Consider the following 20,277-nt stretch of genomic DNA (forward strand, 5'->3'; position numbering starts at 1 on the left):
TCGCCGTCTGACTGATCCCGAGGAGATGTCGAATCCTCGGTTTTGACATCATTGCAATTATCGACACTTCTTCGATGGTTCACTTTCGTTCGCCTCCTTCCTGCCTACCTGACGAGATTCATCTCGCCTTTTCCCTAGACGCTCACCACAACCGCTCTTAACGGAAGCAGCTCTGGGTGGTTTGGTATCACCGCCTGATCGGCGAAACCGAGGGCCTACCCTCATCACGGATACAGCATGTACGGCGACAAACTGTCGCTTTCCTTCTTGGCACACCGACAGCTACTTTGACGGTCCCTGCCAGTCTCGGTGACCGCCCATGCCGGATCTTCGCAAGCCAGCACATCAACCTGCCCGCCCGCGCCGCAGACCGCGCTGCGCCAGCCGCCCTGCGGGATTCGCCCTGCACGAAACGCTGTGCTCGCTGATCGTCCTTGGTGCCGGGCTGATGCCAATGATGGGGCTGGCGCCGAAGGCGCTGGCCCAGCTGCGCGAACTCGACGCGCTGGCGCAGGCCGCCCGCCTTGCCGTGGAGATGGCCGAGCTGAATGCTGCGCAGCCGGCACCGCAAAGCGGGCGGCCAGACCTCTGGTCGAGCCGGTGTGGAAGCGACCCGGCGTTCCCTTGCCCGGAAAATGCGCGACTGGTCATGGCAGGACGGCTTGGCGGTCGGGCCGGCATACCCGCGATCGCCTTGTGGGTGCAGCCATGAGGCGGGACGCATCCAGGGCCTTCTCGCTGGTCGAGTTGCTGGTCGGACTGATCCTCGGCCTGATCGTCACTGCGGCAGCCGTTGCGGCATTCCATGCCACACGTACCGCCTACCTCACCGCCACCGACCGCATCCTGCTCGAAGAACGCGGCCAGCGCGCCCTGACGATCATCGCCTCGCTGCTGCGCCAGTCCGGCTGGCCGGGCGAACCCGTATCCGCCACCTCCTACCCGGCGCCGCCGGCCGTCAGCGGCGCCGACGACTGCGGCCAGCCTGCCATCGGCGCCGTGCCGTCCTGCGGCAGGGCCGGCGTCGGCCGCAGCGATGCGCTGCTGGTCCGCTTCAGCGGCAGCGGCCTGCCGGCGGCGCCGGCGCAGCCGGATGAAACCATGACCGACTGCAGCGGCTACGCCGTCGCCGCGCGCGTGGCCGGTGCTGACGCAAACGGCGGCTACGTCGCAGCCAACCTGATCTATGTCGCGGCGGGCGGCGATGGCGTGCCGCAACTGCTGTGCCGCTACCCGGCACGCCGCGGTGGCGTGATCGACGGCATGGGCTGGACCTCCGGCGCGCTGGTCCGCGGCGTTGAATCCCTGCAAGTTCGCTACGGCCTGGATACGGACCGCGACGGCCGGGCCGACCGCTTCGAGACGGCATCCGCGATCCACTCGCTGGGTGAATCCGCGTGGCATCGCGTGGTGGCCGTGCAGATTGCCATTGCCGTGCGCGGCGACCGCCCGGGTTCGGCGGCGGCAAACCCGGGCGAAGGCGCTGACCCATTGCCAGCACCCGGCACCGCCGCCGGCGATCTGGCGCCTGCGCCGCCGTCGCAGGCCGGCACCGCCCGCCGCGTCTTCGCCACCACGGTGCGGCTGCGCAATGCGCCACGCTGCCAGGAGACGCTGTGCTAGCCCGCCGCCTTCCAGGTCGCCGCAAATCAGGCGCCGTCACGCTGCTGATCTGCGCCACGATGCTGCTGCTGGTGGTGCTGATCGCTGCCGGCACGCTGCACATGCTGTTGTCCGCGCAGCAACTTGCCGTCATGCAACTCGAACGCGAAATCGCATTCCGGGCCGCCGAGGTCGCGTTGCTCGATGCCGAGTCGGACCTGCTCGCGGCGGCCACATCGCAAGACATGATGGACCGGCTCGGCATTTGGCCGGCACCGGGACACTGCGGCAGCGGCCAACAGGCTGGCGTGTGCCGGCCAGCGGTGACCGGCCCGCCCGTGTGGCAGCCCTGGCTGCTGGCCGACACCAGCGCGGACGCCGTCGGCGTGCCGTTCGGCCGCTTCACCGGTGCGACGCTGCCGGTGCTGCCCGCGGGAGCCGCCGGCACGCGCGAACTGCCGCGGTATGTCGCCGAGATCCTGGAAGAGGCACCGTCCGGCTACAGCACTGCGGAAGCCCCTTCCGCCACCACACCGGCACCACGGATCCGGATCACGGCCATCGGCTTCGGCCGCAGCCGCGCCGTACGTGCCGTGGTACAGAGCGTGATCCAGCCGTGAATCGCCTCGTTGCCGTTGCCCTCGCCTGCCTGGCCATCGCCATTGCACCCGCGTCTGCCGCCACCGGATCCGAAGCAGGCCGGCTGCCCCTGGCTTACCGGACCACGGCGGGCGCCTATCCGTGGACCGGGCGCTTGTTCGCTGTCGGCTGGCAAGGACCGGCGCCTGGGCTGTCACCATATCTATGGGAAGCCGGCGCGAGCCTTGACCATCGGCCTGTCGGATCGCGTCGCATATTCACGTCGTCAGCGCCGCCGCATCGCGTCATCGCGCTGCAATGGGATGCCATCGATGCCGCCTTCCGGCTTACGGATAGCGCGGACATGCTGAGCCGCCTTGACAGCGCTCAGCTCGAATGGCTGCGCGGCGACCGTACCCAGGCGGGCCTGCGCCAGCGCGACACGCGACTCGGCAATGCCGCAGGCGCCCGCGTGCGGGTGGTGGCGCCTCCGGCCTGGGCGCCTGGCAAACCCGGGCACACCGGCTTTCGCGTGCGCTACAGCCTGCGCCCGCACGTCGCCTGGCTTGGCACCAACGATGGCCTACTGCACGGGTTCGATGCCGTGACCGGCGAGGAGCGCGCCGCCTATCTGCCCCGCGTGCTGTTGCCCTATGCCACCGCGATGTCGGCCACCGACGCGCCACTGCTGCCCGCGCCCTGCCCGCGCCCTGAAGCGCAGGACGTGACGATCCATGGCGAGTGGCGCACGGTCTTGCTGTGCGGCATCCCTGGCAGCGCCAGGACCGGCAACCCCGCGGCGGCATTCGCGCTCGACATCTCGGATCCCGACGGTCCGATGCCCTTTGCATTGCTGTGGGAGATCGCCGCCACAGACACATTGTCACTGTCTGCACGCGGCCCGGTGCGTGCAGCCGGCATTCCTGGCCAGGACGGATTGCGCTGGTACGCAGTCGTGACGCTGGTTGCCGCGACCCATGACAAGCCGGGGGCAGTTCGTTCCGGCCTTGCGCTGCTGCCATTGGACAAGCCCGCCGGGGCGGCATGGGCCGGGCAGTACGCCGTCCGCACATTGCCATTGCCGGAACACGACTGCCTGGGCCGACCGGCGACCGGCGACCTTGTGGCGGTCAGCGTGCTGTCCGACATGACAGGCACGGCACGCGCTGCCTATGCGACAGACGATGCCGGCCAGCTATGGCGCTTCCCGCTCGCCGACGCGCCAGAGCCGGGCGGAGCGCCTGCCGTGTCATGCCTCCACCGGATGCAGACGCCGGCGCAGCCGCTCATGCCTGAAGCACCCGTGCTGCTCGGATCGCCGGCTGCGCCGGTCGTGGTCTATGGCGCGGGCAACGAACTTGCAGCAGTGCCCGACCTGTCGTCCTCGCGCGGCGCCACGGCGGTCCCGTTGGTACAAGTCGCCGCGCAGGCCGGAGATGGCGGGCACATCCTGCGCGCGCAGCCTGCCGGCGCCGACAATGCCGGCTGGCATCTGACCCTGCCCCATGCCGGCGAACAGGTGGTGGAGGTCCAGCCGGTCTTCCCCGGCTATCTGCTGTTCGTGACGCACACGCCCGATGGCGCGCAACGCAGCTACCTGGTGCTGGCGGCGACCGGGGAATCCGTCACCCAGGGCAGCACCGGCGAACGCCTGCACGTGGCCACCGGCCAGCTGCTGCAACCAGGGGCCAGCGTGTTCGGGACTACTGCCGAATTGCCCGCCGCACCGCCACAGCCGGGCAGCACCGCGCGCCAGGCTTACGCGCTGTCGCTGTGGGCTGTCGATGGCAACACGGTCACGCGGGTGTCACAAACCATGGCCAGCCAGCGCACCGGGCGCCTGCGCTGGCGCGAGATCGTCGGACCGGCACGGGAGGATTTGCCATGACTACCGCGGCGCCTGCCTCCCGGCCCCGGGCCGGGTTCAGCCTGGTCGAGCTCGCGGTTGCGCTGGCCGTCCTAGCCATCCTCGCGGCCATCGCCGTGCCCGCGTGGCACGGCCACCTGATGCGGGGATGGCGGGCGCAGGCCCGTACCGCGCTGACCGAGGGAATGCTGCAACTGGAGCGCCATGCCGTCGGCGCCATGACGTTTGCCGCCGAACCCGGTGGCGAAGTGGCCGCCGGGGAATGGCCACTTCCCGTACCGGCCACCGGCACCGTGCGTCATATCGTGACAGCCGCGGCATGCTCGCAGGCCGGCCTGGATACCTGTGTTGAATTGCGTGCCGTTCCGCAGCGGCCCGACCCGGAGTGCGGCGTGCTGATCCTGCGCAGCACCGGACAGTGGCTGGCGCTGCCCGAAGGTGAGGCCGTGCCACGGCCGCTTCCGTCCCATTGCTGAAGGCGCGATGAACAACCACGCACCCCGCCGCGGCCTGACCCTGGCCGAGCTGCTCGCCGGCCTGGCCATCCTGGCACTGCTGGCGGCGGCATCCTATCCGGTGTTCAGCGGCCTGCTCGCCCGGCAACAGGTCACGCTGGCGGCCGACCGGCTGGCGGCGTCGCTGGCGCTGGCGCGGGCCACCGCACTGGCGCGCCGCCTCGAGGTGACGCTGCAGCCGCTGCCGGGCGAATCGACGCTGGGCCTTGGCTGGCAACTGGTCACGGCAGACGGCGACCCGGAGGGCCGCGCGGTGCTGTCCGTGGTCGAACCGGGCATGCCCTGCCTGTGGGTGACGCTGCGCCAGACCGTCCGCGGCACGAATGTGCTGAAATTCCTGCCTGTGGGATACTCTCGATCTGAGCAGGGCGGTTTCCAGGCCGCCACTTTCACGCTCGGCTGCCGTGGCGAGCAGCGGCAAGTCAGGCTGGGCGCGCAGGGACGTATCCGACTCTGCACACCCGGCCGCGACGCTGACTGCGATGCGACGGAGTCCTCCGGACCACCATAACCCGGCAGCCCTGTATTCCAGATCGCTGCGCCAAGGCAAACGCAACCGCCGAATGTTTTCCGATACCGACCACGCCGCCATGCAACAGGCCCTTGCGCTCGCCGCGCGGGGCATGTTCAACACCACGCCCAACCCGCGCGTCGGCTGCGTGCTCGTCAAGGGTGGCCAGGTCATCGGCCAGGGGTTCACCCAGCCGGCCGGGCAGGACCATGCCGAGATCCAGGCGATGAAGGACGCGCTGACGCGCGGGCTGGACCCAGCCGGCGCCACCGCCTATGTCACGCTGGAACCGTGCAGCCATTTCGGGCGCACGCCGCCGTGCGCCGATGCGCTGGTGCGCGCGGGTGTGGCGCGCGTGGTGGCGGCCATGGAAGACCCCAACCCGTCGGTGTCCGGGCGCGGCCTGCAGCGGCTGCGCGAGGCCGGCGTCGACGTGCGCTGCGGCCTGCTGGAAAAGGAAGCGCGCGACCTGAATATCGGCTTCGTCTCACGCATGACGCGCGGGCTGCCGTGGGTGCGCGTCAAGGTGGCGGCATCGATGGACGGCGGCACCGCGCTGCATGACGGCACCAGCCAGTGGATCACCGGCCAGGCCGCGCGCGATGACGGCCATGCCTGGCGCGCGCGTGCGTGCGCGATCCTGACCGGCATCGGCACCGTGCGCGACGACAACCCCGCGCTGACGGTGCGGGCCATCGCCACGCCGCGCCAGCCGCAGCGGGTGCTGGTCGATTCGCGGCTGGAGGTTCCGCTGGACGCGCAGATCCTGACGCCGGATACCGGCGAGTTCGCCAAGCCGGTGCTGGTGTTCTGCGCGGTGGAGGACCGGCAACGCCAGCGCGCACTGGAAAGCCGTGGCGCCGAAGTCGTGGTCCTGCCCAACCCGCACGGCAAGGTCGAGTTGCGCCGCATGCTGGAAGAACTCGGCCGGCGCGGCATCAATGAGCTGCACGTGGAAGCCGGCTTCAAGCTCAACGGTTCGCTGGTGCGCGAGCATTGCGCCGACGAGCTGCTGATCTACCTGGCGCCCAAGCTGCTGGGCGATGCCCAGGGCATGTTCAACCTGCCGCCGCTGGCGCGCCTGCAGGACGCCGCGCAGTTCCGCTGGCATGAGATCCGGCAGATCGGCGACGACCTGCGGCTGATCGCCCGGCGCAACGACGCGTAATGCGACCCACACCGGCACCGCGTATCCAGATTTCAAATACCCAAAGCAGAAGACACCACCATGTTTACAGGCATTGTCGCGGCAGTCGGCCGCATTGAATCCATTACCCCGCTGGGCGCCGCCGATGCCGGCGTGCGCTTGCGCATCGCCGCGGGCGGGCTGGACCTGTCGGACGTCATCATCGGCGACAGCATCGCCATCCAGGGCGCCTGCATGACCGTGATCGCCATGGCGCCCGACAGTTTCGACGTTGAAGTCTCGCGCGAGTCGCTGGACAAGACCGTGGGGCTGGAGAGCACCGGCCGCGTCAACCTGGAAAAGGCCCTGCGCCTGGCCGACCGCCTCGGCGGCCACCTGGTGTCCGGGCACGTCGACGGCCTGGGCGAAGTCGTGCACTTCGCGCCGGTGGGCGAATCGCATGAACTGCGCATCCGCGCCCCGCGCGAGCTGGCACGCTACCTGGCCTACAAGGGCTCGGTCGTGGTCAACGGCGTGTCGCTGACCGTCAACCGCGTCAATGACGAAGCCGACGGCTGCGTGTTCTCCATCAACCTGATCCCGCACACCGTGGAAGTCACCACGCTGCAGGAACTCAAGCCGGGCGCGCGCGTAAACCTGGAGATCGACCTGATCGCCCGCTATGTGGAGCGGATGCTGTCGACCGCGCAGGCCCCCGCGTAATACCGCGGGCTACTTGCCCTCGTCGGGCACGTTATAGGCCTCGCGCAGCTTGTCGGTGAAGGGACGCAGCGCTTCCACGCAGGCGCTGCTGTTGCCGCCCTCCATCGTGGACAGACTCCAGTTGCAGCCGCCGGCGTCCGGCGCGTGCCAGACCACATCGCCAAAGCAGGCGCCCTCGCAAGCGGCGAACTTCGACTGCTCGGCGCGTACCAGGGCACGCAGTTCGGCCTTGTTCTTGATCTGCCTCGACATCCTTGTCTCCCATTGTTGTACAAAGTCCGCGGGCGCGATCGGGCTGGCGCCCTGATTTGAAGTCCGAACTGCCGCCTGCCAGCGCGGCGGCATTCAGGGCGGGGCGTGCCCTTTTGTCCCGAGCATACGCTGACAACCCCTTCCTGTGGCAATTTGCTTGCGCCGTCGCCCCCCGGGGAAGGTGCGCCGCGCGGGGACCCGGCAGCTTTGTTGTAAGTCAGCTGGTTCCTGCAATGCGCGAGGCCTAGAATAGTTAGGTTAGGCAGCGCTTGCAGTCCATGTATGCCCACAGGCGCTCGCCACTCGTTCCCGGGCCTCCCCCCTCGACAACGTCTAGCACTGGTGACGGCTGAAGTCACTCACGGGGACCACCTGGACCTTCATGCCCCCCTGCCCGCCGCGCCGCGCGCTCGTCCGCGAGCTGGCGCTCCCGCCGTTGCTTTCAACTGCCGGCCGGATTGCTGCCCGGCACCCATGAAGGAAACCACCGTGCCCGATCCCACCGCCAGAATCCTGTATCAGCGACTTCCGGCCACGCGCCTGCTGCGTGACCGGCACCCCACCGCGCCGATGCGCGCGCGCCTGGGCTTTGTGCGCCTGGCCGCGACCCACCTGCACCGTGCCGCCACGCTGCTGATCGACTGGGACCAGGCCGTGGGCAACGGATGGCCGCGGCTGCAGCCGCCGTCCTCACCCCTGGCGAAGACATTCCGGCGCCCCGGCGCCCGGCGTTTCGCAGGCTTTCCGTGGTCCAGCGGCAAATGGACCTGACACCAAGCGAGGCATAACCATGCGCACTCTGCTGTATTTCCGGCTGAACGACATTGCCGCGGCAAGGCGCGCGCACGCGCAGCTTGGCGAGCTGGCCGCGACTCCCGCACGCATCGACGGGCCATGGTTCTTCCAGCGCGACGACCAGCCGGCCGAAGGCCTGCCCGCGCCCCACGCGGCGCAGATCACCTATCGCAATGAAGTCGCGGCGGCCGGCCTGGCCGCCGGCGCACTGCTGGTGGCCTGGATCGTGTTCCGCTACGGCACGCCGGCCAACGCGGCCGCGGGCTTCATGGCCTACCTCGGCGGCATGACGCTTGGCGCCGTGATCGGCCAGTGGCTGGGCAGCGTGATCGGTGCCGGGATCATGCGCGCCGGCCTGAGGCGGCAGAAGCGGCAAATGGCGGCAGGCCAGCTGATGATGATCTGCGCGTGTGGCCCGCACGCAAAGGAGCGGCTCTGCGAGATCGCCCAGGATGCCGGCGCCGCCGCCATTGACCCACAGGATGGCCGGCTGCCCCTGCGCGGCTGGCTGACGGACCGCCACTGGCCCGCATGGCTTGCAGGCCATGGCCAGCGTGCTGTCCCACACAGGAAACAAGCATGAGCGAAAGTTTTTTCTATCAGCATTGCCACGTCGTCGTGACACTGGCCGAGGTCACCTTCGGCAAGTGGGAATGGGCCTATGCGCTGGACGCGCATGCCAGGTTCACGAAACCCAACGCCGGCTTCCTCACGCGCGAGCTCGCGCTGGCTGACGCGACCCGCGCGGCCCGGGCGCGCATCGCCAGGACCTTGCGGCTGCGCACCGCGGGCCACGACCGCACACCGCTGGCCGCCGCCGCATAGGCCCCGGCGAGCCCGGCGCCGGCGCCCTGCCGGCAACGGGGCGGCCCATGCAGCACCGCTGTCCACTCCCGCTTCAGGCAGGCGCCGTACTTTCCGGCACCGTCGCCTCACGCGTTGCCTGCCTTGGCGTACAATACCGGGCTTGACTGGGCAACCTGCCGGGCGTATATGGCCTGGCCGGCCCGGCCCGACGCCCCGCCTCAGTCCGGCCGCTTTCAACCGCGGCCATGGTTCCTGCCCCAGCTATTCGCCGGTTTTTCGCTCGATTCGCCCCAATTTGCCGTTCAGCACGCCATGAAAATCGCCCGTACCGAAGACATCATTGCCGACATCCGCGCCGGCCGCATGGTCATCCTCGTCGATGAGGAAGACCGCGAGAATGAAGGCGACCTGGTGCTGGCTGCCGATTTCGTCACACCGGAAGCGATCAATTTCATGGCCAAGCACGGCCGCGGGCTGATCTGCCTGACCCTGACCGCCGAGCGCTGCCGCCAGCTGGACCTGCACCCGATGGTCAGCCGCAACGGCACCCAGCACGGCACCAACTTCACCGTGTCGATCGAGGCCGCCGAGGGCGTGACCACCGGCATTTCCGCCGCCGACCGCGCCCGCACCGTGCAGGCCGCCGTCGCCCGCGACGCCAGACCCGCCGACCTGGTCCAGCCCGGCCATATCTTCCCGCTGACGGCCCAGCCCGGCGGCGTGCTGATCCGCGCCGGCCATACCGAGGCCGGCTGCGACCTGGGCGCGCTGGCAGGCCTGACGCCGGCGGCCGTGATCTGCGAGATCATGAAGGACGACGGCACCATGGCGCGCCTGCCGGACTTGATCGAGTTCGCGCAGGAGCATGACCTGAAGATCGGCACCATTGCCGACCTGATCCACTACCGCAGCCGCACCGAGAGCATTATCGAGCGTGTGGGCGAGCGCGCCATGCAGACCCCCTACGGTACCTTCCACAGCATCGCCTACCGCGACAAGCCCACCGGCCAGGCGCACCTGGCGCTGGTCAAGGGTTCGCCCGCGCCGGACCAGGAAACGCTGGTGCGCGTGCACGAGCCCTTCTCGGTGCTGGACCTGTTGGAAGTGAAGCGCACGACGCACTCGTGGAGCATCCCGGCTGCGCTGGAAGCCATCGCCGCCGCCGACAATGGCGTGGTGGTGCTGCTGAACTGCGCCGACACCGTCGACCAGTTGTTCACGCAGTTCAGCGCGCTCGACGCCCCGCAGTCGCGCCCGCGCCGCAAGCCGGACCTGCGCACCTACGGCATGGGCGCTCAGATCCTGAAGGACGTGGGCGTGGGCAAGATGCGCGTGCTGGCCGCCAGGCAGCGCATGCCCAGCATGACCGGCTTCGACCTGGAAGTGACCGGCTACCAGCCGATGAACGGCGAGACGGAATAAGCCCCCCAATACTTGGCAGCGGCGCACCAGCGCCGTTGCCGCCCCGAAAACTGGAGAACTGAACAATGGATCACGGCTTCTACCCCAGCAACCTCGACGGTGAAGGCCTGCGTATCGGCATCGTGCAGGCCCGCTTCAACGAGCCGGTCTGCGCCGAGCTGCTTGAAGCCTGCGTGGCCGAGCTGGAAAAGCTCGGCGTTGAGGGCGAAGACACCCTGGTGGTGACCGTCCCCGGCGCGCTGGAAATCCCGCTGGCGCTGCAGAAGATGTGCGAGAGCGGCCAGTTCGACGCCCTGGTCGCCCTGGGCGCCGTGGTGCGCGGCGAAACCTACCACTTCGAGCTGGTCTCGAACGAGTCGGGCGCCGGCATCACCCGCGTCGGCCTGGACTTCAATGTGCCGATCGCCAATGGCATCCTGACCGTGGATACCGACGAGCAGGCCCACGCCCGCACCCGCGAGAAGGGCCGCGACTGCGCCCGCGCCGCGGTGGAGATGGCCAACCTGGTCGTCGCGCTCGATTCGCTGCGTGGCCAGGAAGATGAAGACGAGGACGACGATGAGTGATACGTCGAACACCCCCGACAACGACGGCGGCAAAGCAGCCGGCGGCAAGCCCGCCGCGGCCCGCACCGAAGCCAAGGCGCCGCCCAAGAGCGCGCGCCGCCGCTCGCGCGAGCTGGCCCTGCAGGGCCTGTACCAGTGGCTGCTGAACCGCAACGACATCGGCGCGATCCAGGCCCACCTGCATGATGCGCAAGGCTTCAACAAGGCCGACCGCGAGCACTTCGACGCGCTGCTCAACGGCGCGGTGCGCGAAGAAGCCCGCCTGACCGCCGCGTTCGAGCCCTTCCTGGACCGCACCGTGAACGAGCTGTCGCCGGTGGAGCGTGCCGCCCTGCTGGTCGGCAGCTATGAGCTGGTGCACTGCCTCGACATCCCGTACAAGGTCGTGATTAACGAAGCCGTCGAGCTGACCAAGACCTTTGGCGGCGTCGAGGGCTACAAGTACGTCAACGGCGTGCTGGACAAGCTTGCCGCCCAGGTGCGCGCGGCCGAGGTCGCGGCGCGCCGCTGAGTTGCCAACCGAGCCGCCCGCGGGCCGGCCCACGCCATCACGGCTGGCTTGCGCCGGCAATGATGAAGACGACACCCGCCCCGGCGGGTGTTTTCATTCCTACCTACCCTCTTGCTGAACGGGCCCCAGGCCCGTCCCGGATCACCATGGACATGCAGCGCCTAGCCACCGCCTCCCGCCTCGCCAATATCGACGCCTTCCACGTGATGGAGCTGGCCAAGCAGGCCGCCGCGCTGGAGCGCGCCGGCCGCCATATCGTGCACATGGGCATCGGCGAGCCTGACTTCACCGCCGCCGAGCCGGTGGTGCGAGCGGCCGAAGCCGCCATGCGCCGCGGCGTCACGCAGTACACCGGTGCGCTCGGCATCCAGCCGCTGCGCGAGGCCATCGCCGGCTATTACAAGACGGCCTACGGGTTGGATATCCCGGCCCGGCGCGTGATCGTCACGGCCGGCGCCTCGGGCGCGCTGCTGCTGGCGTGCGCGGTGCTGGTCGAGATCGGCGCCGAGGTGCTGATGCCCGACCCCAGCTACCCGTGCAACCGGCACTTCGTCGCCGCCTTCGACGGCGCCGCGCGCATGATCCCGAGCGGCCCGGCCGAGCGCTTCCAGCTGACCGCCGCGCAGGTCGAGGCCAACTGGGGCGAGCAGACCAGCGGCGTGCTGCTGGCATCGCCTTCCAACCCGACCGGCACCTCGATCCTGCCCGACGAGCTCGCCCGCATCCTGCAGGCCGTGCGCGCACGCAACGGCTTTGCCATCCTCGACGAGATCTACCAGGGGCTGTCCTATGACGCCCCGCCGGTCTCGGCACTGAGCCTGGACGAGAACGTGGTCACGGTGAACAGCTTCTCCAAGTACTTCAACATGACGGGCTGGCGCCTGGGCTGGCTGGTGGTGCCGGAGGCGCTGGTGGAAGCCTTCGAGAAGGTCGCGCAGAACCTGTTCATCTGCGCGTCGGCGGTGGCGCAGTACGCCGCGCTGGCCTGCTTCACCCCCGAGGCCCTGGCGATCTACGACGAACGCAAGGCCGAGTTCCGCCGCCGCCGCGACCTGATCGTGCCAGCCCTGGAGTCCCTCGGCTTGCGCGTGCCGGTGCGCCCGGACGGCGCCTTCTATGTCTACGCCGACTGCCGCGGCGTCAACCACCCCGCCGCCGGCGATGCCGACCGGCTGACGCAGGCGATGCTGCACGATGCGGGCGTGGTCATGGTGCCGGGGCAGGATTTCGGCCCGCATACAGCGAAGGACTACATCCGGATCTCGTACGCGACCTCGCGCGAGAATATCGAGGAGGCGATGGCGCGCCTCGGCAGGCTGTTCCGCTGACCGGCCTCTCCCGCGGCTGATGCAGGCAAAAGAAAAGCACCCCGCGGGGTGCTTTTCTGATTGGCGATCCGCCCTCAGGCGTTGTGCGGACCGTTGTTCGCTTCCAGCTTCTCGGTCGGGGCCAGGTGCTCGGCCGGGGCCTTGACCTCGGCCGGCTTGTCGGCGTTGGCGGGCGCGTTGCGCACGCCCAGCAGTTGGCGCAGGCGGGCGCGCTCGGCCAGCACCTTGGCGCCGTAGCCGCCATCGGTGGCCGTGGTGGCACCGACGTAGTACTTCAGGCCGCCTTCGATCGAGCCAGCGCGGGCGATGCAGTCCTTGAGCACCAGCGCACCGATCTTGATATTGGCGTACGGGTTCAGCGCCGCGGCAACGCCGCCGACGGCCTCGTACTTGTCCTGGTGGACCTTGGTCATGACCTGCATCAGGCCCTGCGCACCCACGCCGCTTTCAGCGTACGGGTTGAAGCTGGACTCGATCGCGATCACGCCCAGGATCAGCAGCGGGTCGATACCGACCTCGCGGCCGGTCAGGTAGGCCGCCTTCACCAGTTGCGCGGTGGCCTGGGCCGCCACGCGGTACTTGCGGGCGATGTAGTCGGCCACGGCCGCCTGCTCGCGGGCGGTGCCCAGCGTGCTGGTGCTGCGAGCATCCATCGCCACGCGCGTCACCGGGATCTGCGCGGCCAGGTGCGCGACCGACGGCACCTTGGCGGCAGCCGCCAGGCTCCATTCGTCCACGCCCGACACGGTCGGCAGGCCGCCCTTGCCAAAGGCAAGCTTGGCCGCAGCGACGTCCGCCGAATGCGGCGGCACGGCAGTGCTGGCCACGGCAGGCGCGGCCGGCATGGCGGCGCCAACCAGCACCGCGGGTGCTTCGCCCCCCGCCAGCAGCGCGGCCAGCGTGGTGCGCCATTCCTGGCTCAGCGACAGCGACACGGCCGAAACGACCGCGACCACGCCCAGGCTGTTCAGGGCGTACTTCAGCGTTGTGCGGCCACCGCGCAACGCGCGGCCCGCGACCGGATGCGCGAGACGGACCTGCAATGCCCGACTCACTCCGGGTACCGGCTGTCGGAGACGGACCTGCAAGGCCCGCCCGATGCCGGGAAGATGAAGGGTTTTCCAACCGCTCATGCTTACCTCCATCCGTTGCCCGCTTCGCGCGCCCGACTGCGGCACGCGCCCGATCTCAACGTACTCAAGTAAGGATGCCGCGCCGTCTAGCAGTGACGACCAAGCATCTGTTGGCAGGCGCTCCCCGTGCGCCCAACTGGAAACAGGCTACGCTCTGGGGGAGCGCACCCTGCCACGACTAAACTCACTACGCTCCGGCAAGTCGCCGGAGGCGACCGGTCGGCCCGCTTGCATTCGGGCCTGACCATCTGTCCTTGCTGGAGGGACTTTCTGGCACATTTTCTTGATGTGCACCCCTTGACACAGGGGGAAAATCCATGTTGCGACGCAACACTCCATGGAGCAAGACCGGATTGTAGGAACGGTGTTATATCCCGTCAAGAATAATAACTTTGCTTTCTACTACTTTTAGTTATTTGTAACAATGGTTGCCATGTCGGCATCGGAGCACCAGATTGCCCGCAAACGCAGGCCTGGCCTTGGCTGGTCGCTCGGAAAAGTACGCTGTCAGCGACAAAAAACTTACAATTTGCGCGGCTTGGTCTTGATGATTTTTTTGCCGCGGCGCCGGTGAATGTGTATCGTCACCGACTTGGACGCCGCCTTGCGGACGCTTTCCCCCGCCCCGCATCACAACAGAATTCACTATGCAATACAAAGACTTGCGCGATTTCATCGGCCAACTCGAAGGCATGGGCGAGCTGCGGCGCATCGCCCGGCCGGTCGCGCCCAACCTGGAAATGACCGAAGTCTGCGACCGGCTGCTGCGCGCTGGAGGCCCCGCGGTCCTTTTTGAGAAACCTTCCGGAGCCAGCACCGATGGAGGCATCTATAGCGTCCCTGTACTGGCCAATCTGTTCGGTACGACACACAGGGTCGCACTTGGCATGGGCGCCGAATCGATGGAAGACCTGCGCGACATCGGCCGGGTCTTGTCAGCACTGAAGGAACCGGAGCCGCCGCGCGGCCTGCGCGAGGCCGGCAAGCTGTTCACGCTGGCCAAATCTGTGTGGGATATGGCACCAAAGCGCGTCAGCAGCCCGGCCTGCCAGGAGGTGGTGTGGGAGGGCAACGACGTCGACTTGGCGCGCCTGCCGATCCAGACCTGCTGGCCCGGCGACGCCGCGCCGCTGATCACCTGGGGCCTGGTGGTGACCAAGGGCCCGCACAAGAAGCGCCAGAATCTGGGCATCTACCGCCAGCAGGTGATCGGCCGCAACCAGGTCATCATGCGCTGGCTGGCGCACCGCGGCGGCGCGCTGGATTTCCGCGAGCATGCGCTGGCCAATCCGGGCAAGCCGTTCCCGATCGCGGTAGCGCTGGGCGCCGACCCCGCCACCATCCTGGGCGCGGTGACGCCGGTGCCCGATACGCTGTCCGAGTACCAGTTCGCCGGCCTGCTGCGCGGCAGCCGCACGGCACTGGCCGGCTGCCTCACGCCGACGCTGTCCGAACTGAGCGTGCCGGCCTCTGCCGAAATCGTGCTCGAAGGCCATATCCAGCCCGACCCGAACCACCCGTCCGGCTACCAGCATGCGCTGGAAGGCCCGTTCGGCGACCACACCGGCTATTACAACGAGCAGGACTGGTTCCCCGTGTTCACCATCGACCGCATCACCATGCGGCGCGACCCGATCTACCACTCCACCTACACCGGCAAGCCGCCCGATGAGCCCGCCGTGCTGGGCGTGGCGCTGAATGAGGTGTTCGTGCCGCTGCTGCAGAAGCAGTTCCCGGAGATCACCGACTTCTACCTGCCGCCCGAGGGCTGCAGCTACCGCATGGCACTGGTGCGCATGAAGAAGCAGTACGCCGGCCATGCCAAGCGCGTGATGTTCGGCGTGTGGAGCTTCCTGCGGCAGTTCATGTATACGAAGTTCATCGTGGTGGTCGATGACGACGTCGACGTGCGCGACTGGAAGGAGGTGATCTGGGCCATCACCACCCGGGTCGATCCCAGCCGCGACACGGTACTGGTCGACAACACCCCGATCGACTACCTGGACTTCGCTTCGCCGGTGTCGGGCCTGGGCTCCAAGATGGGCATCGACGCGACCGACAAGTGGCCGGGCGAGACCACGCGGGAATGGGGCACGCCGATCTCCATGGATGCGGCCGTCAAGGCCAGGGTCGACACCTTGTGGGAAACGCTGTTCGAGCGCCCCGCCAACCGCTGATGAACCGCTGACGGGCAACCGGACCCGTCCCCCGTTATCATGTCGGGCTGATGCCGGGTGTCGCCACAGGCGCCCCGGAACCACCATCGCACCATCCCATGCCCGCGACAGACGGGCGCAAGGAGGAGACATGACGACCGCCGCCCCGCTCACCGAAGGCAACCTGATGTGGACGCCCTCTGCGGCGTTCCGCGACAGCAGCCAGATCGCGCGCTTCATGCACTGGCTGCGGGCCGAGCGCGGCCTGGCCTTTGACGACTACGAGAGCCTCTGGCAGTGGTCGGTCACCGAGCTGGAAGCCTTCTGGGACGCCGTGCGCGCCTATTTCGACGTGCGCTTCGACACGCCCGCCACGCAGGTGCTGGACCGCCGCACCATGCCGGGCGCGCGCTGGTTCGAGGGTGCCACGCTGAACTACGTGCAGCAGGTATTCCGCCACGCCGGTACGGGCAGCGCCCGCCAGCGCACCGCGATCCGCCATGCCGGCGAGGCGCAGCCGCTGGCCGATGTCAGCTGGGACACGCTGCAAGCGCAGGTGGCGTCGCTGGCGCATGCGCTGCGCCAGATGGGCGTGCAGCGCGGCGACCGCGTTGCCGGTTACCTGCCCAATATCCCCGCCACCATCGTCGCCTTCCTGGCCACGGCCAGCCTGGGCGCGGTCTGGTCGGGCTGCGCGCCGGACATGGGCCAGGTGGCGGTGATCGACCGCTTCCGCCAGATCGGGCCCAAGGTGCTGATCGCCGTCGACGGCTACCGCTATGGCGGCAAGGTCTACGACCGCGCCCCGGTGCTTGCCGACCTGGTCGCCGCCCTGCCCTCGCTGACCGACCTGGTGCTGGTGCCGCAGATCGGCAGCCCCGCGGCCCCGCCTGCCGGCGTGCGCGCGCATGCCTGGCAGGAGGTGCTGGCGCACGACGTGCCGCTGGCGATCGAGCCGGTGCCGTTCGACCATCCGCTGTGGATCGTCTACTCGTCCGGCACCACCGGCATGCCCAAGCCGATCGTGCATGGCCATGGCGGCATCGTCATCGAGCAGCTCAAGCTGATGGCCTTCCATAACAACCTGGGCCCGGACGACGTCTTCCACTGGTACAGCAGCAGCGGCTGGATCATGTGGAACGCGCAGGTGGCCGGGCTGCTGCTGGGCACCACCATCGCGCTCTACGACGGCAACCCGGCCTGGCCCGACGCGGGCGTGCTGTGGCGCTTTGTCGACGATGCCGGCGTGACGCTGTTCGGCGCCGGCGCGGCCTTCTTCACCAGCTGCATGAAGGCCGGCATCGAACCGGCACGCATCGCCGACGTGTCGCGCCTGCGCAGGCTCGGCTCGACCGGCTCGCCGCTGCCGGTGGAGGCCTACGACTGGATCTACCGCCATGTGCGCGAAGACATCTGGCTGGTGCCGATGTCGGGCGGCACCGACTTTGCCGGCTCATTCGTCGCCGGCTGCCCGCTGCTGCCGGTCTATTCCGGCGAGATGCAATGCCGCTGCCTGGGCGCCAGGGTGGAGGCCTTCGACGACAACGGCCAGCCGCTGATCGACGCGGTGGGCGAACTGGTCTGCACCGAGCCGATGCCGTCGATGCCGCTCTACCTGTGGGGCGACGCCGACGGCAAGCGCTACCGCGACAGCTATTTCGACACCTATCCCGGCGTCTGGCGGCATGGCGACTGGATCCGGATCACAAAGCGCGGCGGCGCAGTGATCTACGGGCGCTCGGACGCCACCATCAACCGCCACGGCATCCGCATGGGCACCAGCGAGTTGTACCGCGTGGTGGAAGACCTGCCGGAAGTGCTCGACAGCATGGTGGTCGACCTGGAATACCTGGGCCGCGAATCCTACATGCCGCTGTTCGTGGTGCTGCGCGAAGGCCTGGTGCTGGATGATGCGCTGCGCGACACCCTGCGCCAACGCATCCGCGAAGCGCTGTCCTCGCGCCATGTGCCCAACGAGATCGTGCAGGCACCCGGCGTGCCGCGCACGCTGTCGGGAAAGAAGATGGAAGTGCCGATCAAGAAGCTGCTGCTCGGCCATGCGCCCCAGGGCATCGCCAACCGCGATGCGATGGCCAACCCGGACACGCTCGACTGGTACTTCGACTACGCCGGGCGCTTCCTGAAGGCACGGCATGCCAACTCCGCCACGGCGTAGCGCCGGCGGCCACGGCGGTTGCCAGCGAGGACATCAGAACTCCACATCCAGTTCGCTGATTTCGTCGGGTTCCTCGCGCGCCGCCGCGATCCACTCCTGCAGCTCCGGCATCGACAGGATCTGCTTGCAGTAGGCAACCGGCACGGGATCGAGCATCACGCCATAGGTGACAAAGCGCGTCACCACCGGCGCGTACATGGCGTCGGCCATGGTGCGCGTTCCAAACAGGTACGGCCCGCCATAGCGCGTCAGGCATTCGGTCCAGATCGCCGTAATGCGATCGATGTCCGCCTGCGCACGCGACCATACCTTCATCCCGGGGAAATGCCCCTTCAGGTTCATCGGCAGCGCCGAACGCATCGCGGCAAACCCGGAATGCATCTCGCCGCAGATGGCGCGGCAGTGGGCACGCGCGGCGCGGTCTTCCGGCAGCAGGCCAGCCTTGGGGCGGATTTCGTTCAGGTATTCGGCGATCGCCAGCGTGTCCCACACCGTCACGCCGTGGTGGCGCAGGCACGGCACCAGGATCGACGGGGACAGCAGCAGGATTTCCGCACGCGCCGCGGCGTCGTCCGGCGGCACCAGCACTTCTTCGAATTCCAGGCCGGCAAAGCGCGCCAGCAGCCAGCCGCGCAGCGACCATGAAGAATAGGTCTTGCTGCTGATGGTGAGTGTGGTCTTGGACATTGCGCCTCCTTTACTGCTTGTTGCCGCTCGTGGCCGCGCACCTATGCAGTGCATCCGGCAGGCACCAGTCTGAAGCCGCTGCGCGCAATGCGCCGCGAAGCGGCGCCGCGCCCATGCGCCAGGCGCATGCCTCGCTACTTGCGCGGCGTCGTCCGCCCCGCTCACCGCACAAAGCGCAAGGCGCGTGCCAGGCCTAAACTGATGGCATACATATTGCGGCTTGCAAGAACCAGAATAGCGGGGGGCCGAGCCATGCTGTACCACGCCTACCAGATCTACGCGGACATGATACTGCCGGCCTGCACACTGGCAGAGCTGGCTGCCGCGACGCTGGCGGCGAATCCCAGGTCCGGCGGTTTCGACGCCGTACACCGCCTGCGTGCCGCCTGCGAGCTCATCGCGGTGGTGCGGCTCACGCACCACCGGCCGGCCTTCGGCATCGACCACGCCACCGTCGGCGGCCAGCCGGTGCCGGTCACCGAGGAAGTCGTCGCGCGCACGCAGTTCTGCTCGCTGCTGCACTTCCGCCGCCACGGCATCGTCGGCCAGCCGCGCGTGCTGCTGGTGGCGCCGATGTCCGGCCACTTCGCCACGCTGCTGCGCGGCACGGTCCAGACCATGCTGGCCGACCACGACGTCTATATCACCGACTGGCACAACCCCCGCGACATTCCGCTGCTGGCCGGGCGCTTCGGCTTCGATGAATTCGTGCAGCACCTGATCGGCTTCCTGCAGACGCTGGGCGGCGGCACGCACCTGGTGGCGATTTGCCAGCCTACCGTGGCGGCGCTGGCGGCGGCGGCACTCATGGCCGAGGACGGTGACCCCGCCCAGCCGCCCAGCCTGACGCTGATGGCCGGCCCCATCGACGCGCGCGTCAACCCGACCAAGGTCAACGAGCTGGCCACCAGCCGGACCCTCGACTGGTTCGAGCGCACGCTGATCGGCATGGTGCCGCTGCGCTTTGCCGGCGCCGCGCGGCGCGTCTACCCGGGCCACGTGCAGCTGCTGGCCTTCATGAGCATGAACCTGGAGCGGCACGAACAGGCGCTGCGCGAACTCTACGCGCTGCGCGAGCGCGGCGAGCACGACAAGGCCGACGCCATCCGCGACTTCTACATCGAGTACTTCGCCACCATGGACCTGACGGCGGAGTTCTACCTGGAAACCGTCAGCCTGATCTTCCAGCGCTTCCTGCTGGCGCAGGGCCTGCTCGACGTGGGCGGGCGCCGTGTCTGTACGCGCGCCATCCACCGCACCGCGCTGCTCACCGTCGAGGGCGAGCGCGACGACATCTGCGCGATCGGCCAGACCGTGGCCGCGCAGGAGCTGTGCACCGACCTGCCTCCCTACCTGCGCATGCATCACGTGCAGACCGGCGTCGGGCACTATGGGGTTTTCAACGGCAGGCGGTGGGAGACGCAGGTGTACCCGCTGGTGCGCAACACCATCTACACCACCAGCTGAGACCGCTGCCACCAGCGCACTGGCTTATCATGGCGGCTGCGCCGGGCAGCACGC

At 68.6% G+C, this 20,277-nt stretch carries 21 protein-coding genes; 18 read left to right on the top strand and 3 right to left on the bottom strand.

The window, feature by feature from the left end:
* The first annotated feature begins 319 nt into the window (after positions 1 to 319).
* From RS901_RS01475 to RS901_RS01510, 8 genes are all read left to right on the top strand, one after another.
* On the top strand, positions 320 to 712 hold the full coding sequence (locus RS901_RS01475; protein WP_316151053.1) for a hypothetical protein: 393 nt from the start codon (positions 320 to 322) through the stop codon (positions 710 to 712).
* Complete coding sequence (locus RS901_RS01480; RefSeq protein WP_316151054.1) at positions 709 to 1,623, top strand: PilW family protein; 915 nt, start codon at positions 709 to 711, stop codon at positions 1,621 to 1,623. Before RS901_RS01475 ends, RS901_RS01480 begins: the two co-directional genes overlap by 4 nt.
* Positions 1,617 to 2,222, top strand: a complete 606-nt coding sequence (locus tag RS901_RS01485) for a pilus assembly protein (protein WP_316151055.1) — start codon at positions 1,617 to 1,619, stop codon at positions 2,220 to 2,222. The genes RS901_RS01480 and RS901_RS01485 overlap by 7 nt, the downstream gene beginning before the upstream one ends.
* Before the next feature lie 323 nt (positions 2,223 to 2,545).
* Positions 2,546 to 4,069 (top strand): pilus assembly protein PilY, encoded by a 1,524-nt coding sequence (locus RS901_RS01490; protein WP_316151056.1) that lies wholly within the window; start codon positions 2,546 to 2,548, stop codon positions 4,067 to 4,069.
* Entirely contained in the window at positions 4,066 to 4,524 is a 459-nt protein-coding gene (locus tag RS901_RS01495; protein WP_316151057.1) for a type IV pilin protein, read from the top strand. Before RS901_RS01490 ends, RS901_RS01495 begins: the two co-directional genes overlap by 4 nt.
* 7 nt (positions 4,525 to 4,531) lie before the next feature.
* Complete coding sequence (locus tag RS901_RS01500; RefSeq protein ID WP_316151058.1) at positions 4,532 to 5,074, top strand: GspH/FimT family pseudopilin; 543 nt, start codon at positions 4,532 to 4,534, stop codon at positions 5,072 to 5,074.
* 52 nt (positions 5,075 to 5,126) lie between these two features.
* Positions 5,127 to 6,242 carry a bifunctional diaminohydroxyphosphoribosylaminopyrimidine deaminase/5-amino-6-(5-phosphoribosylamino)uracil reductase RibD gene (gene ribD / locus RS901_RS01505; protein WP_316151059.1) on the top strand — a complete coding sequence of 372 codons (1,116 nt, stop codon included), beginning with the start codon at positions 5,127 to 5,129 and terminating at the stop codon, positions 6,240 to 6,242.
* A 60-nt stretch (positions 6,243 to 6,302) separates the two neighbouring features.
* Positions 6,303 to 6,923: a riboflavin synthase gene (locus RS901_RS01510; RefSeq protein WP_035821100.1), complete on the top strand. Its 621-nt coding sequence runs from the start codon at positions 6,303 to 6,305 to the stop codon at positions 6,921 to 6,923.
* A 9-nt stretch (positions 6,924 to 6,932) separates the two neighbouring features.
* On the opposite strand, the gene RS901_RS01515 is transcribed toward RS901_RS01510, so the two are convergent.
* Positions 6,933 to 7,175 carry a hypothetical protein gene (locus tag RS901_RS01515; protein WP_018311203.1) on the bottom strand — a complete coding sequence of 81 codons (243 nt, stop codon included), beginning with the start codon at positions 7,173 to 7,175 and terminating at the stop codon, positions 6,933 to 6,935.
* A gap of 489 nt (positions 7,176 to 7,664) precedes the next feature.
* On the opposite strand from RS901_RS01515, the gene RS901_RS01520 reads away from it, so the two are divergent.
* The 7 genes from RS901_RS01520 (at position 7,665) to RS901_RS01550 (ending at position 12,604) form a co-directional block, all read left to right on the top strand.
* Positions 7,665 to 7,946 carry a hypothetical protein gene (locus RS901_RS01520; protein ID WP_011615862.1) on the top strand — a complete coding sequence of 94 codons (282 nt, stop codon included), beginning with the start codon at positions 7,665 to 7,667 and terminating at the stop codon, positions 7,944 to 7,946.
* Positions 7,947 to 7,965: 19 nt separating this feature from the next.
* The gene (locus RS901_RS01525; protein ID WP_316151062.1) at positions 7,966 to 8,553 is read left to right on the top strand and encodes a hypothetical protein; all 588 of its coding nucleotides are present in this window, start codon (positions 7,966 to 7,968) and stop codon (positions 8,551 to 8,553) included.
* Positions 8,550 to 8,795 (top strand): hypothetical protein, encoded by a 246-nt coding sequence (locus RS901_RS01530; RefSeq protein ID WP_316151063.1) that lies wholly within the window; start codon positions 8,550 to 8,552, stop codon positions 8,793 to 8,795. The genes RS901_RS01525 and RS901_RS01530 overlap by 4 nt, the downstream gene beginning before the upstream one ends.
* Before the next feature lie 294 nt (positions 8,796 to 9,089).
* Positions 9,090 to 10,199, top strand: a complete 1,110-nt coding sequence (ribBA, locus tag RS901_RS01535) for a bifunctional 3,4-dihydroxy-2-butanone-4-phosphate synthase/GTP cyclohydrolase II (RefSeq protein ID WP_316151064.1) — start codon at positions 9,090 to 9,092, stop codon at positions 10,197 to 10,199.
* Positions 10,200 to 10,264: 65 nt separating this feature from the next.
* The gene (gene ribH, locus RS901_RS01540; protein ID WP_013957645.1) at positions 10,265 to 10,765 is read left to right on the top strand and encodes a 6,7-dimethyl-8-ribityllumazine synthase; all 501 of its coding nucleotides are present in this window, start codon (positions 10,265 to 10,267) and stop codon (positions 10,763 to 10,765) included.
* Positions 10,758 to 11,276: a transcription antitermination factor NusB gene (gene nusB / locus RS901_RS01545; RefSeq protein WP_013957646.1), complete on the top strand. Its 519-nt coding sequence runs from the start codon at positions 10,758 to 10,760 to the stop codon at positions 11,274 to 11,276. Before ribH ends, nusB begins: the two co-directional genes overlap by 8 nt.
* Before the next feature lie 146 nt (positions 11,277 to 11,422).
* Positions 11,423 to 12,604: a pyridoxal phosphate-dependent aminotransferase gene (locus tag RS901_RS01550; RefSeq protein WP_316151066.1), complete on the top strand. Its 1,182-nt coding sequence runs from the start codon at positions 11,423 to 11,425 to the stop codon at positions 12,602 to 12,604.
* A 74-nt stretch (positions 12,605 to 12,678) separates the two neighbouring features.
* Here RS901_RS01550 and RS901_RS01555 read toward each other — a convergent pair whose 3' ends face one another.
* Entirely contained in the window at positions 12,679 to 13,737 is a 1,059-nt protein-coding gene (locus RS901_RS01555) for a lytic transglycosylase domain-containing protein (RefSeq protein ID WP_316151067.1), read from the bottom strand.
* 647 nt (positions 13,738 to 14,384) lie between these two features.
* On the opposite strand from RS901_RS01555, the gene ubiD reads away from it, so the two are divergent.
* Positions 14,385 to 15,914, top strand: coding sequence for a 4-hydroxy-3-polyprenylbenzoate decarboxylase (ubiD, locus tag RS901_RS01560; protein ID WP_316151068.1), 1,530 nt, complete (start codon positions 14,385 to 14,387; stop codon positions 15,912 to 15,914).
* Positions 15,915 to 16,044: 130 nt separating this feature from the next.
* Entirely contained in the window at positions 16,045 to 18,069 is a 2,025-nt protein-coding gene (locus RS901_RS01565) for an acetoacetate--CoA ligase (protein WP_316151069.1), read from the top strand.
* A gap of 33 nt (positions 18,070 to 18,102) precedes the next feature.
* Here the strand turns inward: RS901_RS01565 and RS901_RS01570 are convergent, their stop codons facing one another.
* Positions 18,103 to 18,756, bottom strand: a complete 654-nt coding sequence (locus tag RS901_RS01570) for a glutathione S-transferase family protein (protein ID WP_316151070.1) — start codon at positions 18,754 to 18,756, stop codon at positions 18,103 to 18,105.
* 252 nt (positions 18,757 to 19,008) lie between these two features.
* On the opposite strand from RS901_RS01570, the gene RS901_RS01575 reads away from it, so the two are divergent.
* The gene (locus tag RS901_RS01575; RefSeq protein WP_316151071.1) at positions 19,009 to 20,223 is read left to right on the top strand and encodes a polyhydroxyalkanoate depolymerase; all 1,215 of its coding nucleotides are present in this window, start codon (positions 19,009 to 19,011) and stop codon (positions 20,221 to 20,223) included.
* Positions 20,224 to 20,277: the final 54 nt, after the last annotated feature.

Source organism: Cupriavidus sp. BIC8F, from assembly GCF_032465815.1.
GTDB classification, from domain to species: Bacteria; Pseudomonadota; Gammaproteobacteria; order Burkholderiales; family Burkholderiaceae; genus Cupriavidus; species Cupriavidus necator.

Bases quoted from the DNA above. Each gene is read 5' to 3' on its own strand.
- RS901_RS01475 (WP_316151053.1), top strand. From the start codon at position 320: ATGCCGGATCTTCGCAAGCCAGCACATCAACCTGCCCGCCCGCGCCGC.
- RS901_RS01480 (WP_316151054.1), top strand. From the start codon at position 709: ATGAGGCGGGACGCATCCAGGGCCTTCTCGCTGGTCGAGTTGCTGGTC.
- RS901_RS01490 (WP_316151056.1), top strand. From the start codon at position 2,546: ATGCTGAGCCGCCTTGACAGCGCTCAGCTCGAATGGCTGCGCGGCGAC.
- RS901_RS01495 (WP_316151057.1), top strand. From the start codon at position 4,066: ATGACTACCGCGGCGCCTGCCTCCCGGCCCCGGGCCGGGTTCAGCCTG.
- RS901_RS01500 (WP_316151058.1), top strand. From the start codon at position 4,532: ATGAACAACCACGCACCCCGCCGCGGCCTGACCCTGGCCGAGCTGCTC.
- ribD (WP_316151059.1), top strand. From the start codon at position 5,127: ATGTTTTCCGATACCGACCACGCCGCCATGCAACAGGCCCTTGCGCTC.
- RS901_RS01510 (WP_035821100.1), top strand. From the start codon at position 6,303: ATGTTTACAGGCATTGTCGCGGCAGTCGGCCGCATTGAATCCATTACC.
- RS901_RS01515 (WP_018311203.1), bottom strand. From the start codon at position 7,175: ATGTCGAGGCAGATCAAGAACAAGGCCGAACTGCGTGCCCTGGTACGC.
- RS901_RS01525 (WP_316151062.1), top strand. From the start codon at position 7,966: ATGCGCACTCTGCTGTATTTCCGGCTGAACGACATTGCCGCGGCAAGG.
- RS901_RS01530 (WP_316151063.1), top strand. From the start codon at position 8,550: ATGAGCGAAAGTTTTTTCTATCAGCATTGCCACGTCGTCGTGACACTG.
- ribBA (WP_316151064.1), top strand. From the start codon at position 9,090: ATGAAAATCGCCCGTACCGAAGACATCATTGCCGACATCCGCGCCGGC.
- ribH (WP_013957645.1), top strand. From the start codon at position 10,265: ATGGATCACGGCTTCTACCCCAGCAACCTCGACGGTGAAGGCCTGCGT.
- nusB (WP_013957646.1), top strand. From the start codon at position 10,758: ATGAGTGATACGTCGAACACCCCCGACAACGACGGCGGCAAAGCAGCC.
- RS901_RS01550 (WP_316151066.1), top strand. From the start codon at position 11,423: ATGGACATGCAGCGCCTAGCCACCGCCTCCCGCCTCGCCAATATCGAC.
- RS901_RS01555 (WP_316151067.1), bottom strand. From the start codon at position 13,737: ATGAGCGGTTGGAAAACCCTTCATCTTCCCGGCATCGGGCGGGCCTTG.
- ubiD (WP_316151068.1), top strand. From the start codon at position 14,385: ATGCAATACAAAGACTTGCGCGATTTCATCGGCCAACTCGAAGGCATG.
- RS901_RS01565 (WP_316151069.1), top strand. From the start codon at position 16,045: ATGACGACCGCCGCCCCGCTCACCGAAGGCAACCTGATGTGGACGCCC.
- RS901_RS01570 (WP_316151070.1), bottom strand. From the start codon at position 18,756: ATGTCCAAGACCACACTCACCATCAGCAGCAAGACCTATTCTTCATGG.
- RS901_RS01575 (WP_316151071.1), top strand. From the start codon at position 19,009: ATGCTGTACCACGCCTACCAGATCTACGCGGACATGATACTGCCGGCC.